The sequence below is a fragment of the Actinoplanes sp. NPDC051513 genome, from assembly GCF_044454685.1.
GTDB lineage: Bacteria > Actinomycetota > Actinomycetes > Mycobacteriales > Micromonosporaceae > Actinoplanes.
This window is the reverse complement of record NZ_JBITDW010000015.1, coordinates 58,744-72,005: the sequence shown is the minus strand read 5'-3', so window position 1 is coordinate 72,005 and position 13,262 is coordinate 58,744. Positions and strand designations below refer to the sequence as shown.

13 protein-coding genes are annotated in these 13,262 nt (G+C 70.7%); 9 read left to right on the top strand and 4 right to left on the bottom strand.

All coding sequences use genetic code 11. From position 1 onward, the window contains the following. Window positions 1-55: 55 nt before the first annotated feature. Window positions 56-466, top strand: coding sequence for a hypothetical protein (locus ACIA5D_RS34855; RefSeq protein ID WP_396034662.1), 411 nt, complete (start codon window positions 56-58; stop codon window positions 464-466). Between the two features lie 25 nt (window positions 467-491). Next, complete coding sequence (locus ACIA5D_RS34850; RefSeq protein WP_396034661.1) at window positions 492-1,289, top strand: EI24 domain-containing protein; 798 nt, start codon at window positions 492-494, stop codon at window positions 1,287-1,289. A 61-nt stretch (window positions 1,290-1,350) separates the two neighbouring features. Here the strand turns inward: ACIA5D_RS34850 and ACIA5D_RS34845 are convergent, their stop codons facing one another. The 3 genes from ACIA5D_RS34845 to ACIA5D_RS34835 form a co-directional block, all read right to left on the bottom strand. Next, the gene (locus ACIA5D_RS34845) at window positions 1,351-2,361 is read right to left on the bottom strand and encodes a LacI family DNA-binding transcriptional regulator (protein WP_396034660.1); all 1,011 of its coding nucleotides are present in this window, start codon (window positions 2,359-2,361) and stop codon (window positions 1,351-1,353) included. Window positions 2,362-2,365: 4 nt separating this feature from the next. Further along, window positions 2,366-3,790, bottom strand: a complete 1,425-nt coding sequence (locus ACIA5D_RS34840; protein WP_396034659.1) for a GH1 family beta-glucosidase — start codon at window positions 3,788-3,790, stop codon at window positions 2,366-2,368. Between the two features lie 95 nt (window positions 3,791-3,885). Beyond that, the gene (locus tag ACIA5D_RS34835; protein ID WP_396034658.1) at window positions 3,886-4,650 is read right to left on the bottom strand and encodes a maleylpyruvate isomerase family mycothiol-dependent enzyme; all 765 of its coding nucleotides are present in this window, start codon (window positions 4,648-4,650) and stop codon (window positions 3,886-3,888) included. Between the two features lie 140 nt (window positions 4,651-4,790). On the opposite strand from ACIA5D_RS34835, the gene ACIA5D_RS34830 reads away from it, so the two are divergent. Next, window positions 4,791-5,843, top strand: a complete 1,053-nt coding sequence (locus ACIA5D_RS34830) for a UDP-N-acetylmuramate dehydrogenase (RefSeq protein ID WP_396034657.1) — start codon at window positions 4,791-4,793, stop codon at window positions 5,841-5,843. A gap of 10 nt (window positions 5,844-5,853) precedes the next feature. On the opposite strand, the gene ACIA5D_RS34825 is transcribed toward ACIA5D_RS34830, so the two are convergent. Continuing rightward, on the bottom strand, window positions 5,854-6,360 hold the full coding sequence (locus tag ACIA5D_RS34825; RefSeq protein ID WP_396034656.1) for a CAP domain-containing protein: 507 nt from the start codon (window positions 6,358-6,360) through the stop codon (window positions 5,854-5,856). 340 nt (window positions 6,361-6,700) lie between these two features. Between ACIA5D_RS34825 and ACIA5D_RS34820 the strand changes: the two genes are divergently transcribed. From ACIA5D_RS34820 to ACIA5D_RS34795, 6 genes are all read left to right on the top strand, one after another. After that, window positions 6,701-7,399, top strand: a complete 699-nt coding sequence (locus ACIA5D_RS34820; protein ID WP_020513053.1) for a response regulator transcription factor — start codon at window positions 6,701-6,703, stop codon at window positions 7,397-7,399. An 85-nt stretch (window positions 7,400-7,484) separates the two neighbouring features. Further along, entirely contained in the window at window positions 7,485-9,896 is a 2,412-nt protein-coding gene (locus tag ACIA5D_RS34815; RefSeq protein ID WP_396034655.1) for a chemotaxis protein CheW, read from the top strand. Further along, complete coding sequence (locus tag ACIA5D_RS34810) at window positions 9,897-10,334, top strand: chemotaxis protein CheW (RefSeq protein ID WP_396034654.1); 438 nt, start codon at window positions 9,897-9,899, stop codon at window positions 10,332-10,334. It abuts the gene before it with no gap. Further along, window positions 10,334-11,206, top strand: coding sequence for a hypothetical protein (locus tag ACIA5D_RS34805; RefSeq protein ID WP_396034653.1), 873 nt, complete (start codon window positions 10,334-10,336; stop codon window positions 11,204-11,206). The genes ACIA5D_RS34810 and ACIA5D_RS34805 overlap by 1 nt, the downstream gene beginning before the upstream one ends. 13 nt (window positions 11,207-11,219) lie before the next feature. Next, entirely contained in the window at window positions 11,220-12,419 is a 1,200-nt protein-coding gene (locus tag ACIA5D_RS34800) for a chemotaxis response regulator protein-glutamate methylesterase (RefSeq protein WP_396034652.1), read from the top strand. Continuing rightward, entirely contained in the window at window positions 12,416-13,261 is an 846-nt protein-coding gene (locus ACIA5D_RS34795; RefSeq protein ID WP_396034651.1) for a CheR family methyltransferase, read from the top strand. The genes ACIA5D_RS34800 and ACIA5D_RS34795 overlap by 4 nt, the downstream gene beginning before the upstream one ends. The last annotated feature ends 1 nt before the right edge of the window (window position 13,262 follow it).

The window sequence follows — 13,262 nt, the reverse complement described above, 5'->3', positions numbered from 1 at the left end:
CTTGTCCGGTGTTCTCCACGTGCGGTTATCCCCTAAAACCATCTTTTTCGGACTCGTGGCGCTGGGCCTGCCGGTCTCGGTGGCCGTCGGCTGGACGCTGGCGACCCCGGCGCGCAAGCCGGCCCACGTCGGCGCGCCGGCCGGCACCGGAGGACTCGGCGCCGGCGCCGGGAACGGCGGAATCGGGACCGCCCCACGGCGGGCCGGCTCGCAGCCGCTGACCGAGGTGCAGTACTCGCCCCGCCCACCGGGGCCCAGCGCGGTCGTCCCGCCGGTCGCCACGGCGCCCTCCGCGGCCCCGTCGCCCACCGCGGGGGCGGCGTCCTCGGTACCGGTCGAGTCGTCGGCGTCCCCGCTGCCGACCCTCATCGACCCGCCGGTCCCCACGCCCACCGAGATCTCCGTGACCCCGAGCGGCACGGACTCGCCATCAGCGGATCCGAGCGCCGCGCCCTCCACCGGTTAGCGGGGAGGCTCTAAGCTGCCGGGTCGTGAGCGTAGTTCGCCAGTTCCTGTTCGGCGCCTCCCTGCTGGCCCGTGGGCTGGGCCTCATCCTGCGCAGCCCCAAGCTGCTCGGACTCGGCCTGCTGCCCGCCGTGATCACCGGCATCCTGTACGGCGCCGCCCTGATCGCGCTGATCGACTTCCTCCCGCAGCTGTCCCGGGGCGTCACCTGGTTCGCCGACGACTGGTCCGGGGGCTGGCGCGATCTCACGCGGGTGCTCGGCGGCGCCGGGCTGCTCGGCGTGTCCGCGCTGCTCGGCATCCTCACCTTCACCGCGGTGACCCTGCTCATCGGCGACCCGTTCTACGAGCGCATCTCCGAGCTCGTCGAGGACCGCTTCGGCGGAGTGCCCGGCGAGGTCGAGGTCGGTTTCTGGCGGTCGCTGGGCCGCAGCCTGGTCGACTCGCTCCGGCTGATCGGGCTGTCGATCCTGATCGGCATCCCGTTGTTCCTGCTCGGCTTCCTGCCGCTGGTCGGGCAGACCGTGATCCCGGTGATCGGCGCGCTGATCGGCGGCTGGCTGCTCGCGGTCGAGCTGACCGGCGTCCCGTTCCAGCGGCGCGGCAAGCGGCTGGCCGACCGCCGGATCGCGTTGCGTGCCAACCGTCCGCTCGCGCTCGGTTTCGGCGTGGCCGTCTTCTGCTGCTTCCTGATCCCGCTCGGCGCGGTGCTGCTCATGCCGGCCGCCGTGACCGGCGCGACGCTGCTGGCCCGCACGGCGCTGGGCCAGCCCTTGGCGGAGGTCGGCACCCGCGTCGAGGCCCCGGGCCAACCCGGGCGCTGACAAGGCCACTTCGCCCGACCTGAGCGCGGCAACAACGGCCAGCAAGAGGGCTGGGAGAGGGTCAGGCCGACTCTCGGATCACCAGTTCGGTCGGGAGGACCACGGCGTCGGCCTGGTGGGGCTCGCCGTTGATCAGGCCCAGCAGCTGGCGGGCCATCGTTCGGCCCATCTCGACGATCGGCTGCCGCACGGTGGTCAGCGGCGGCTCGCTGTACCGGCTGATCTCGAAATCGTCGAAGCCGACCACCGCGACGTCGGACGGCACCCGGCGGCCCGCGTCCTTGAGCGCGATCAGCGCGCCGTGGGCCATCATGTCGGAGGCCACGAAGACCGCGTCCAGCTGCGGGTCGTCGGCGAGCAGCGAGCGCATCGCCACGATGCCCGACTCGCGGGTGAAGTCGCCGATCGCCACGTGCTGGGCTAGGCCGGCCTCCTCGAGGGTGGCGCGGTAGCCGGCGAGCCGGTCGATGCCGGCCACCATGTCCTGCGGGCCGGCGATGGTGGCGATCCGGCGGCGGCCGGAGGTGACGAGGTGGCGCACCGCCGAGCAGACGCCGCCGAAGTGGTCGACGTCGACGTAGGGGACGGCGGCCTCGCCGATCGGGCGGCCGCTGCACACCACGGGGATGCCGAGCCGCACGAGGGTGCCGGGGAGCGGGTCGGCGCCGTGCATGGAGGCGAACATGACGCCGTCCACGTGACCGGCCACCGCGTACCGCTCGACCCGGTCGTGGCTCTTGGCGGAGCCGGCCATCATCAGCACCAGCTGCTTGTCGGCGGCCTCGAGCTCGCCGCCCACGCCGCGGATGATCGCCGGGAAGAAGAGGTCGTCGGAGAAGACCCGGTTCGCCGTTTCCGGCAGGATCAACGCGATCGACTCGGTGCGCTGGGTGACCAGGCTCCGGGCGGCCTGGTTGGGAACGTAGCCGAGCTCCTCGACGGCCCGGTTGACCGCCTCGCGGATCGAGGCGGCCACCGATGTCGAGCCGTTGACGACGCGGGAGACGGTCGCCCTGGATACTCCGGCGCGTCGCGCCACCGCTTCCAGGGTCGGCCGCTCCCGCGTCACCACCAGGTCACCCCTCGCTCTCTCCCGGGTCGGCGATGCCGTTGCGGCGGATCACCCCCCGGTACCACCTCGCGCTGTCCTTGAGGACCCGCTGCTGCGTCGCGTAGTCGACGTGCACGATCCCGAAGCGCTTCGCGTACCCCTCGGCCCACTCGAAGTTGTCCATCAGCGACCAGACGAAGTATCCGCGCAGATCGACGCCCGCCGCCAAGGCATCATGGCAGGCTCGCAGGTGGCCGTCGAGGTACTGGACGCGGCGGGTGTCGTGCACCGCACCGTCGTCGCCCGGCACCTCGGGGTACGCCGCGCCGTTTTCGGTGATCAGCATGGGGATGCCGTCGTAGTCGTCGTGGATCCGCTTGAGCAGGCGGGTCAGGCCGGACGGCTCGATCAGCCAGTTCATGTCGGTCACGGGGCCGTCCGGGTCGCGGTACGCGATCCCCTCGCTGCCGGGCTGGTCGGGCGCCGCGGGCGTTCCGGGCTTCGCCGACACGTACGACGGCTGGTAGAAGTTGATCCCCAGCACGTCGATCGGGGCGTTGATGGCCTTCAGGTCGCCGTCCTGGATGTAGGACAGGTCGGTGAACCGGGCCATGTGGGCGAGCATGTCCGCCGGGTACTGACCCTTGAGCAAAGGGTCGAGGAACATCCGGTTGGACAGCCCGTCGATGATCCGGACGGCCTCGCGGTCGGCCGCGCTCTCGGGGTCGACCGGGAAGGCGACCGACGGGTTGAGCGTGATGCTGAGCGTGCGCGCGCCCGCGTCCTTGAGCGCGCGTGCCGCCAGCCCGTGGCCGAGCAGCAGGTGGTGCACCGCGGCGAACGCGGCGCCCGGCTCCTGGCGGCCCGGGGCGTGCCGGCCGCTGGCGTACCCGAGGTAGGCCGAGCACCACGGCTCGTTGAGCGTGGTCCACGTGGCGACGCGGTCGCCGAGCCGGGCGTGGACGATCTGCGCGTACTCGGCGAAGGCCTCGGCGGTCAGCCGGTTGGTCCAGCCGCCCAGATCCTCGAGTGTCTGCGGCAGGTCCCAGTGGTACAGCGTGACCACCGGGTCGATGCCCTTGCCGAGCAGTTCGTCGGTGAGCCGGTCGTAGAAGTCCAGGCCCTTGACGTTCACCGGGCCGGTGCCGTCGGGCTGGATCCGCGGCCAGGCGACCGAGAACCGGTAGGACGCGAGGCCGAGATCCGCCATGATCGCCACGTCGTCGACGTAACGGTGGTAGTGATCGCAGGCCACGTCGCCGGTGTGCCCGGCGTAGACCTTTCCCGGCGTACGGCTGAAGGTGTCCCAGATGGACGGGCCGCGACCATCCTCCCGCGCCGCGCCCTCGATCTGGTACGACGCGGTGGCCGCGCCCCAGACGAAGCCGTCGGGGAAGGTGATCCCGGCGAGGGCCGGCTGCGCCGACGTGGACGTGACGGTTGCCGTCATGCGTTCCCCGCTTCCTGGTGTGTCCCGAACTTAACCGGTTAATCATAGGGGCGGAAACGTCCCCGCGACGTGCCGGTAAGACGAATTTAAACGGGTCAGCCCGTCCGCAGGGCGCCGATCAGCCGAGGATCACCGGTCACGACCAGGCGATCGATCCGCTGGCGGCCCATCAGCGCGAGCAGCAGGTCGCTCGCCGAGCCGGTCGCCTGGGCGCGGGCGTGATGGTCGTCGGAGTCGAGGATCGTGCCGGTGTCGAGCAGCGCCACGCCGGGGCCGCGCAGCCGTACGAACCACTCGTGCCCGGCGTCGGAGGCCACCAGGTGCACCACGCCGTGCAGGTCGGTGGGGCCCTTGCGCTTGCCGGCCGGCAGCCAGGTGTCGAGCACCTCGCCGATCCCGTCGGCCGCCAGCTTGGTCTCGATCGGGGTGGGGCGGCCGGCCGCGGCCTCGGCGTCCCAGCGGTGGATCGAGATCTCGTGGGCCATGCGCCGGTGCCAGAAGGCGGCCTGTTTGCTCTGCGGCGCCCAGTTCCACGCCGGGAAGTCGGCCTCGACCGCCTCGAGCGTCTCGATCGTGCCGGTGAGCTCGCGGCGTAGCTCGTCGAGCGCCTGTTCCCACTGCGGAGCGTCGCCCTCGCGGTCGGGGCGGGTGGTCGGCGGGCCGGTGGTGCCCCGCGGGACCGTCTCGCGCACCCAGTGCAGCAAGGTGGTCACGTGCTCGACCAGGTCGGCGCAGGTCCAGTCGGGGCAGGGTGGCACCGTGGCGCCGGGCCCGGCCTGTGCCACCGCGTCCTGCAACGCGGGGCTGTCGGCCCGCAACGCCGCGAGCCAGAAGTCCTTTGTCGCGTGCAGCCTGTTCATCGCGCTTCTCTCCACTCCACCGGACCGCCGATGAGGTGCCTTGGACCCCTGAGCCTAGGGTGAACGTCGTGCCTGACGTTAGTCGCGAACGCCAACTCGACACACCCGCGCCTCCCCCCTTGGGTAACGAGGCACTCGGGATGTACACGACGCTACGCCTCGGCGGGCCCGCCGGCACCCTGACGGTGGCCGCCGAAACCGACGAAGCGGTCGCTACCGTGCGTAACGCGCACGCGAAGGGAAGCCCACTGTTCATCCTCGCCGGCGGCAGCAACGTGGTTGTCGGCGATGCCGGTTTCGCCGGCGAGGTGCTGCTGCTGCGCACGCGGGGTATCGAGGTAATCGAGTCTTCAGCCCGGTCAAGGGCGGCGGCGGGGTGGTCGGACGGGGGAACGCGGGCCGAGAGTGTGGTGGTGCGGGTTGCCGCGGGCGAGCTCTGGGACGACTTCGTCGAGTACGCCGTGACGAACGGCTGGTCCGGCATCGAGTGTCTGTCGGGCATCCCCGGGTCGACCGGCGCCACCCCGATCCAGAACGTGGGCGCCTACGGTCAGGAGGTCGCCCACACCATCGTGGCGGTCCACGCGTACGACCGGCAGCACGACTCGATCCGGGCGATGTCCCCGGCCGAGTGCGCGTTCGCCTACCGGTCGAGCGTCTTCAAGCACAACGAGCGCTTCCTGGTGACCCACGTCGACTTCCGGCTCGCGGTCAGCGGCGACTCGGCGCCGATCCGCTACGCCGAGCTGGCCCGCAGCCTGGGCGCCGAGGCCGGCGACCGGGCGCCGTTGCGCCAGGCCCGCGACACCGTGCTGAAGCTGCGGGCCGGCAAGGGCATGGTGCTCGACCCCGACGACAAGGACACCTGGTCGGTGGGCTCGTTCTTCACCAATCCCGTGGTCTCCGCGTCGCGCTGGTCCGAGCTGGGCCTTTCGCAGACCCCGCACTGGCCGGGCGAGGACGGCTCGGTCAAGATCCCGGCGGCCTGGCTGATCGAGCACGCGGGCTTCCCCAAGGGCTTCGCCGGCGACGGCGTCTCGATCTCGGCGAAGCACACCCTCGCCCTGACCAACCGCGGCGCCGGGACAACGTCCGCCCTGCTGGACCTCGCCCGGGTCATCCGCGACGGCGTGCGGGACCGGTTCGGCATCGAACTGCACCCCGAGCCGGTTCTGATCAACTGCGCCCTCTAGCTCCCTTAGCTCAGTCCCAGCCGAAGACCTGGGTGTAGTAGGCGAGACCGTTCGGGCCGTAGGCGACGCCGGTGCCGATCGAGTGGGCGCCGCAGTTCAGGATGTTCTCGCGGTGGCCCGGGCTCGCCATCCAGGCGTCCATCACCTCGGTCGCGGTGCGGTAGCCCCACGCGATGTTCTCGCCGGACGGCTGGGCGTACCCGGCCGCGTGCGAGCGGGCCACGAAGGTGGTGCCGTCCCGCCAGACGTGGCTGAACAGGCCGGTCCGGGCCATGTACACGCTCTGGCGGATCGACGCGACCGTCAGCTCCTGGTCGACCGCGAGCTGGTCGCACCCGTTCGCGTGCCGTCGCTGGTTGGTCATGGTGACCACCTCGGACATCAGCTCGGCGGGGGTGACGGCGCCGGCGGGGGCGTCCGGCGGAAGCGGCGGCGCCGGCACTCCCGCACGCGCCGGCGAGCTGATCAGCAGCAGCAACGCGGGTGCGGCCGTGAGCAGGGCGAGACGTCGTAGCACGGGAATGGCCTCCGGTGTCCGGGGGCGAACCTTATCGCCCTCCAGGGATATCGCACCCGTTTCTCAGACGTACGTCCCTTTTTTGCCCGAAAACGGCATTGGCGTACGCAAAAGTGTCAGGCTGGTGGGATGGCCCGGCGCACCCGCCCCAACGGCCTCTTCGTTCCCGGTTCCGTTTCCGTGCGGACCGCCCCCACGCGGCAAATAGCTCGCTAGACTGTCACTGTCCGTAAATAGGATGTGACATCACGCTATCGTGGCTTTTGCGCGGTTAATTCGCCCGCCTCGGCCTGACTGAACCTGGGCGTGAGCGAGGGGTTGGGGGCAGGGTGAGCAAACGATGAGTCGCCTTCTCGTCGTCGAGGACGACCCGGACATCGCGCTCGCCCTGCGGCTGCTGTTCAGCCGGGCGGGCTACGAGGTGGCGCACGCCGGCGACGGGCGCACCGGTCTCAAGGAGGCGTACGCCGAGCACCCCGACCTGGTCGTGCTCGACGTCGGCCTGCCCGAGATGGACGGCTGGCAGGTGCTCGAGCGGCTCCGCGACGTCTCGGACGTCCCGGTGCTCGTGCTCACCGCACACGGCCAGGAGGCCGAGAAGGTGCGCGGCCTGCGCGGCGGCGCCGACGACTACCTCACCAAGCCGTTCGCCAACAACGAGCTGCTGGCGCGGGTCGAGGCGCTGCTCCGGCGGTCCTCCAGCGGGCAGAACAGCTGGGCCAGCCAGGTGTACGACGACGGGCTGGTGCACCTCGACCCGACCAAGCGCCGGGTCTACGTCAAGGGTGACGAGAAACGGCTGACCCCTACCGAGTTCCGTCTGCTCAACGCCCTGGTCCGGCACGCCGGTGCGGTGCTGTCCCCCAACCAGCTTCTGACCCAGGCCTGGGACGACCCCACCGGCATCGGTCAGGAACGGGTGAAGTTCGCCGTCCTGCGGCTGCGCCGCAAGCTCGGCTGGTCCGATCCCGACGAGTCACCCATCGAGTCCGTCCGCGGATTCGGCTACCGCTACCGCCGGCCCGGCGGCGAGTCCTGATTTCCGTCGTCTTGGTCACAGGTGTTCTCAGCAAACGGGCGCTCCCGTCGATGAGAGCTGTGGAAGCCGAGTTGGAGGTACGTAGGTGGAAGACCTTGGTGAAATCGTCGGCGAATTCCTCTTGGAGAGCCACGAGAACCTGGACCAGATCGACCGCGACCTGGTCGCTCTCGAGCAGGAGCCGAACTCGCGCGACCTGATCTCCCGCATCTTTCGGGCGATCCACACGATCAAGGGCACCAGCGGCTTCCTGGCGTTCAGTCGCCTCGAGAAGCTCGCCCATGCGGGCGAGTCGCTGCTGTCGAAGCTGCGAGACGGCGTTATGCCGGTTACCCCGGCCACGATCACCACACTTCTGGCGACGATCGATGGTGTGCGCTCGATCCTCTCCTCCATCGAGGAGACTCAGGCCGAGGCCGACGTCGACATCGACAGCATCATCGCGCAGGTCAACGCCCAGATGAAGGCGGGCGAGGCGCCCCCGGCCGAGACTCCGGCGGCCGAGACTGCGACGGCCGAGGCTCCGGTAGCGCAAGCGCCGGCAGCGGAGGCACCCGCGGCCGAAGCACCCGCGGCCGAGGCCGAGCCGGCCCCCGAGTCCGTCGAGAAGGCCCAGCGCCCGGCGCCCGACCCGGTCGAGAACCAGCGCAAGCCGATCGGCGAGATCCTCGTCGAGCAAGGCGCGGCCCAGGCGGCCGACGTCGGCTCGGCCCTCGCGCAGCAGATCGAGGGCGACGAGCGCAAGCTCGGCACGATCCTGCTCGACCAGGGCAAGGCCAAGCCGGCCGCGGTCAGCGAGGCGCTGTCGGCGCAGACTCCGAAGCGGAGCATCGCCGACAGCGCGATCCGCGTCGACGTCGACCTGCTGGACACCCTGCTGAACATGGTCGGCGAGCTGGTGCTGGCCCGTAACCAGCTGGTACGTGGCGTGATGGAGATCGGCGACGCGACACTGGTGCGCAGCGCCCAGCGGCTCGGCATGATCACCAGTGAGCTGCAAGAGGGCATCATGAAGACCCGGATGCAGCCCATCGAGCACATCTGGTCGAAGCTGCCCCGAGTCATCCGGGACCTGAGCAACTCGCTCGGCAAGCAGGTCCAGCTGGTCATGGAGGGCAAGGAGACCGAGCTCGACCGAAGCCTGCTCGAGGCGGTCAAGGACCCGCTGACCCACCTGGTGCGCAACGCGGTCGACCACGGCATCGAGGAACCCGAGCGGCGTACGGCGGCCGGCAAAGGTCCCGAGGGCACGCTGACACTGCGCGCGTACCACGAGGGCGGTCACGTCGCGGTCGAGGTGGCCGACGACGGCGCCGGGCTCAACGTGGAGCGGATCGCGCAGAAGGCGGTCGAGAACGGGCTGCTCCGAGCGGATCAGATCCCGAACATGGACAAGCGCGACATCATGGCCATGGTCTTCCAGCCGGGCTTCTCCACCGCTGCCAAGGTCACCAACGTGTCCGGCCGCGGCGTGGGCATGGACGTGGTGAAGACCAACATCGAGAACATCGGCGGCGCGGTCAGCGTCGACTCGACGCCCAACGAGGGCACGGTCTGGCGGCTCACGATTCCGCTGACTCTGGCCATCATCCAGGCGCTGACGGTCGATTGCGGCGAGCAGCGCTACGTCGTACCTCAGGTCGCGGTCTTGGAACTGGTCTTCATCGACGGAAGTTCCACCAAGATCGAGTACGCCTCGGGTGCGCCCGTCTATCGCCTGCGCGGCAAGCTGCTCCCGCTGGTGCGACTGGACCGGGCGCTCGGCCTCGAGGTCGGCGGCGACCAGGGGGTCTACATCATGGTGCTGCAGGCCGACGGCCGGCGGTTCGGCCTGGTCGTGGACCGGGTGCTGAACACCGAAGAGGTCGTCGTCAAGGCCCTCAACAGCAGATTCAAGGACATTGGCCTGTACGCGGGCGCCACCATCCTCGGCGACGGCAAGGTCGGCCTGATCCTGGACGTCTCCTCGCTCGCCCGGCGCAGTCACCTGGCCGCCGACGCCGATCGGAAGGGACTGGACGCCTCGTCCCGGGCGAACGCGGGCAGCGGCAACGGCGAGCGGCTGCTGGTCACCGCGGTCGGCGAGCGGCGAGTCGCGATCCCGCTGGACACGGTCACCCGGCTGGAGGAGTTCCCGCGCGACCGGATCGAGCACGCCGGCTCCCGCGAGGTCGTCCAGTACCGCGGGCAGATTCTCCCGCTGGTGCGGCTGTCGCACCTGCTCGGGGCGTACGGCGAGGAGCCGGAGGGCGACACCGTGTCGGTGGTCGTCTACAGCGAGGGCGGACGGAGCGTGGCGCTGGTGGTGGACCGGATCGTCGACATCGCCGAGAACTCGACCACGGCGCGCCGCGACGCCGAGGAGGACGGCCTGGTCGGCACCGCGGTCATCCAGCAACGGGTGACCGAGCTGCTCGACGTGCGCCGGGCGATCCTCGCCGCCGACCCGAACTTCTATACCGATCTGGAGAGCGACGAGATGCTGGTGGAGGCCTAAATGGCGAGCCGACAGTTCGCCACCTTCGAGGTGGCCGGCCAGCTCTTCGGCGTCGAGGTGCACACGGTGCAGGAGGTGCTCTCGTACAACGAGTACACCCCGGTGCCGCTCGCGCCACCGGCGGTGGGTGGGCTGTTCAACCTGCGTGGTCAGGTGATCGCGGCGGTGGACCTGCGGGTACAGCTGGGCATGGCGCGCAAGGCGCTGCAGGGCCCGGTCATGAACGTGATCCTGCGCGGCGACGGCGAGCCGGTCAGCCTGCTGGTCGACAAGATCGGCGAGGTGGTCGACCTGGACGACGAGAGTTTCGAACCGCCGCCGGACACGCTCAGCGGCCCGACCCGCGAGCTCGTGGTGGGCACCTTCAAGCTGGACGGGCGGTTGATGCTGGCGCTCGACGTCAACCAGGCCGTCGACACATACCGCGCCACCACCTGATGTACAGCCTCGTCAGCGCCCCGGTCCTCGGCTTCGACCTGACCCGCCTCACCGGCGGGTCGGCCACGGCCGAGGTGGTGCTGCGCGGTCTGCGGTTGCAGAGCGCCGACCTGCCGGTGCTCGCCGAGCGACTGCCGGACGAGGACGTCCGCGGGCCGCTGTGGGTCGAGGTGGAGAGCGCGGCACGCCGGATGCCGTCGCTCAAGGGCATGTCGAAGGAAGACCCGGCGGGCAGCCTGGCGCTGGTCGAGCGGGCGCCGATCGGCTCGGTCGACGCGCTGCTCACCTGCCTGCGCTACGACGTCATGTCGTGGACCTGGACCGGAACGGGCCGCGACGCGCAGCAGAGCGAGTCGGCGGCGGGCGCCACGGCCCTTCTGTGCGACGCGGCGGTGGCCAGCTACCTGCGTGAGGTGCTGGACGACGACTCACGCCGGCGCCTCGGCGCCGGCTGGGTGTCGGCCATGCGCAAGCTGCCGGTCGGCGCGCCCGTCGACCTGGGCCCGCACCACTACGTGGTGTCGGCCCTGCTGGACCGGCTGCGCTCGTTGCGGTCGATGGACCTCGATCGGCTGGCGTCCTCGGCGGAGGACGCACGGCGCAACGCCGGCGGCTGGTCGCCGGCCGTGCACTCGGCCTCCTGGGCCGCGTATCTCTCGGATCGCGTCCGCACCGCCGCCGCGGCGCAGATGCTGTTGGTACAGGCCGTGGACACGGCCGACATTCCGCTGGCCGACCGGGCCGGCGGCGTCTGGAACATGCTCAGCGGTGCCGTGCAGGCGCTGGTGGTCCGTGACCTCTTGGACACTTCCACCGCGCATCGGCTGCTCGCACCGGTGGTCGCGGCTCTGGGCCCCGCGTGGCTCGGGTGAAGGGGATGGTCGGATGATTTCGGTCCTCGTCGTAGACGACTCCGTGGTGGTCCGTCGGCTCATCGTCGACGCCCTCGGGGGTGCCGAGAACATCGAGGTCGTCGGCACGGCCTCCAACGGCCTGCTCGCCCAGGCGAAAATCGATCAGCTCAAGCCTGACGTGATCACGATGGACATCGAGATGCCGCAGATGGACGGCATCGCCGCGGTCAAGGAGCTGCGCAAGCGGCACAAACAGATCCCGGTGATCATGTTCAGCACGCTCTCCGCGGCCGGCGCGAGCGCCACCCTGGAGGCGCTGGCGGCCGGCGCGACCGACTACGTCACCAAGCCGAGCAACGTCGGCTCGGTGAACGAGTCGATCGCGGCGGTCCGCGAGCAGCTGGTTCCGAAGATCCACGCGCTCGGCGGCCGGCGCCGGCCCACCGGCGCGCCCGGCCCATCGCCCGGTCCGGCGCCCAGCCGGCCCGGTGCGGCGCCGGCCCGTCCCGCGCGGCCGTCCGCGGCCCCGCCCCGGGCCGGCCTGCCACCGTCGGGTCCCGGCCGCCCGGGGTTCGCCCCCGCCGCCCCGCCCGGCGCCGGGCCCCGGCCGGTCAAGCGCGCCACCGCCGGCGGCAAGGTCGACATTCTCGCGATCGGTTCCTCCACCGGAGGACCGGACGCGCTCACGAAGGTGCTGACCGGACTGCCGTCCGACCTGCCGGTGCCGGTCGTGATCACCCAGCACATGCCGCCGGTCTTCACCCGGATGTTCGCCGAGCGGCTGGACCGCAGCACCCCCCTGCACGTGGTCGAGGCAACCGACGGGATGGATCTGACGCCCGGCTGGGCCTACATCGCTCCCGGCGACTCGCACCTCGTGCTGCATCGCCGGGGCACGGCGACGCTGACTCAGCTCAGCGGCGCGCCCCCGGAGAACTCCTGCCGCCCCGCCGTGGACGTGATGTTCCGGTCGGTCGCGGCCCTCTACGGGGCATCGGCATTTGCCACGGTATTGACCGGAATGGGACAAGATGGACGAGGTGGTGCGAAGGTGCTGAGAGACGCAGGTGCCGAGATACTGGCCCAGGATGAGGCCACCTCGGTGGTCTGGGGCATGCCGGGAGCCGTGGTCGGCGCCGGCCTGGCCGACGAGATCCTGCCGCTGGACCGGATCTCGGCCTTTCTGGTCAACCGGGTGAAGACCGGACGCTCGGCGGCGGTGGCCCGATGACACTTTCCCAGACCGAGTTCGCCTTCGTTTCGACGCTCGTCCGCAAGGAAGCCTCGATCGTCCTGGCGCCCGGCAAGGAATACCTGGTCGAGGCCCGGCTGATCCCGGTGGCTCGCGCGGTGGGCGCGGCCAACGTCAACGAGTTCCTCGCCGAGCTCCAGCGCCGACCCGACCCGGCGAACCAGCGCAAGATCATCGACGCGCTGACCACCAACGAGACCTCGTGGTTCCGCGACCGGGAGCCGTTCGCCGCGCTCACCGACGTGGTGCTGCCCGAGCTGATCAAGGCACGCTCGGCGACCCGCAAGGTCCGGTTCTGGTCGGGCGCGAGCTCCAGCGGCCAGGAGGCCTACAGCCTCGCCATCACCCTGCAGGAAGCGCTGCCGGCCGGCTGGTCGTACGAGATCGTGGGCACCGACATATCCACCGTGATGGTGAAGCGGGCCGAGACGGCCGAGTACAGCCAGGTCGAGGTCAACCGCGGCCTGCCGGCCAGCCAGCTCGTGCAGTACTTCGAGCGGGCCGGCGCGCACTGGCGGATCACCTCGCAGCTGCGCAAGAACGTCTCGTTCAAGCTGATGAACCTGACCGCGCCGCTGCCGGCCATGCAGCCGTTCGATGTCATCTTCATGCGCAACGTCCTGATCTATTTCGACGTCGCGACCAAGCGGACCGTGCTGCAGAACGTGGCCAAGCTGCTCCGCCCCGACGGCTGGCTCTTCCTCGGCGCCGCCGAGACGACCATCGGGATCGACGACAACTACGAGCGGGTGGCCGCCGGCCGCACCTCCGCCTACCGAGTACGTACCGGGGTGCCCGCGGGCGCCACGAGAAGGGGATGAC

Bases quoted from the DNA above. Each gene is read 5' to 3' on its own strand.
- ACIA5D_RS34795 (WP_396034651.1), top strand. From the start codon at position 12,416: ATGACACTTTCCCAGACCGAGTTCGCCTTCGTTTCGACGCTCGTCCGC.
- ACIA5D_RS34810 (WP_396034654.1), top strand. From the start codon at position 9,897: ATGGCGAGCCGACAGTTCGCCACCTTCGAGGTGGCCGGCCAGCTCTTC.
- ACIA5D_RS34840 (WP_396034659.1), bottom strand. From the start codon at position 3,790: ATGACGGCAACCGTCACGTCCACGTCGGCGCAGCCGGCCCTCGCCGGG.
- ACIA5D_RS34820 (WP_020513053.1), top strand. From the start codon at position 6,701: ATGAGTCGCCTTCTCGTCGTCGAGGACGACCCGGACATCGCGCTCGCC.
- ACIA5D_RS34805 (WP_396034653.1), top strand. From the start codon at position 10,334: ATGTACAGCCTCGTCAGCGCCCCGGTCCTCGGCTTCGACCTGACCCGC.
- ACIA5D_RS34800 (WP_396034652.1), top strand. From the start codon at position 11,220: ATGATTTCGGTCCTCGTCGTAGACGACTCCGTGGTGGTCCGTCGGCTC.
- ACIA5D_RS34835 (WP_396034658.1), bottom strand. From the start codon at position 4,650: ATGAACAGGCTGCACGCGACAAAGGACTTCTGGCTCGCGGCGTTGCGG.
- ACIA5D_RS34830 (WP_396034657.1), top strand. From the start codon at position 4,791: ATGTACACGACGCTACGCCTCGGCGGGCCCGCCGGCACCCTGACGGTG.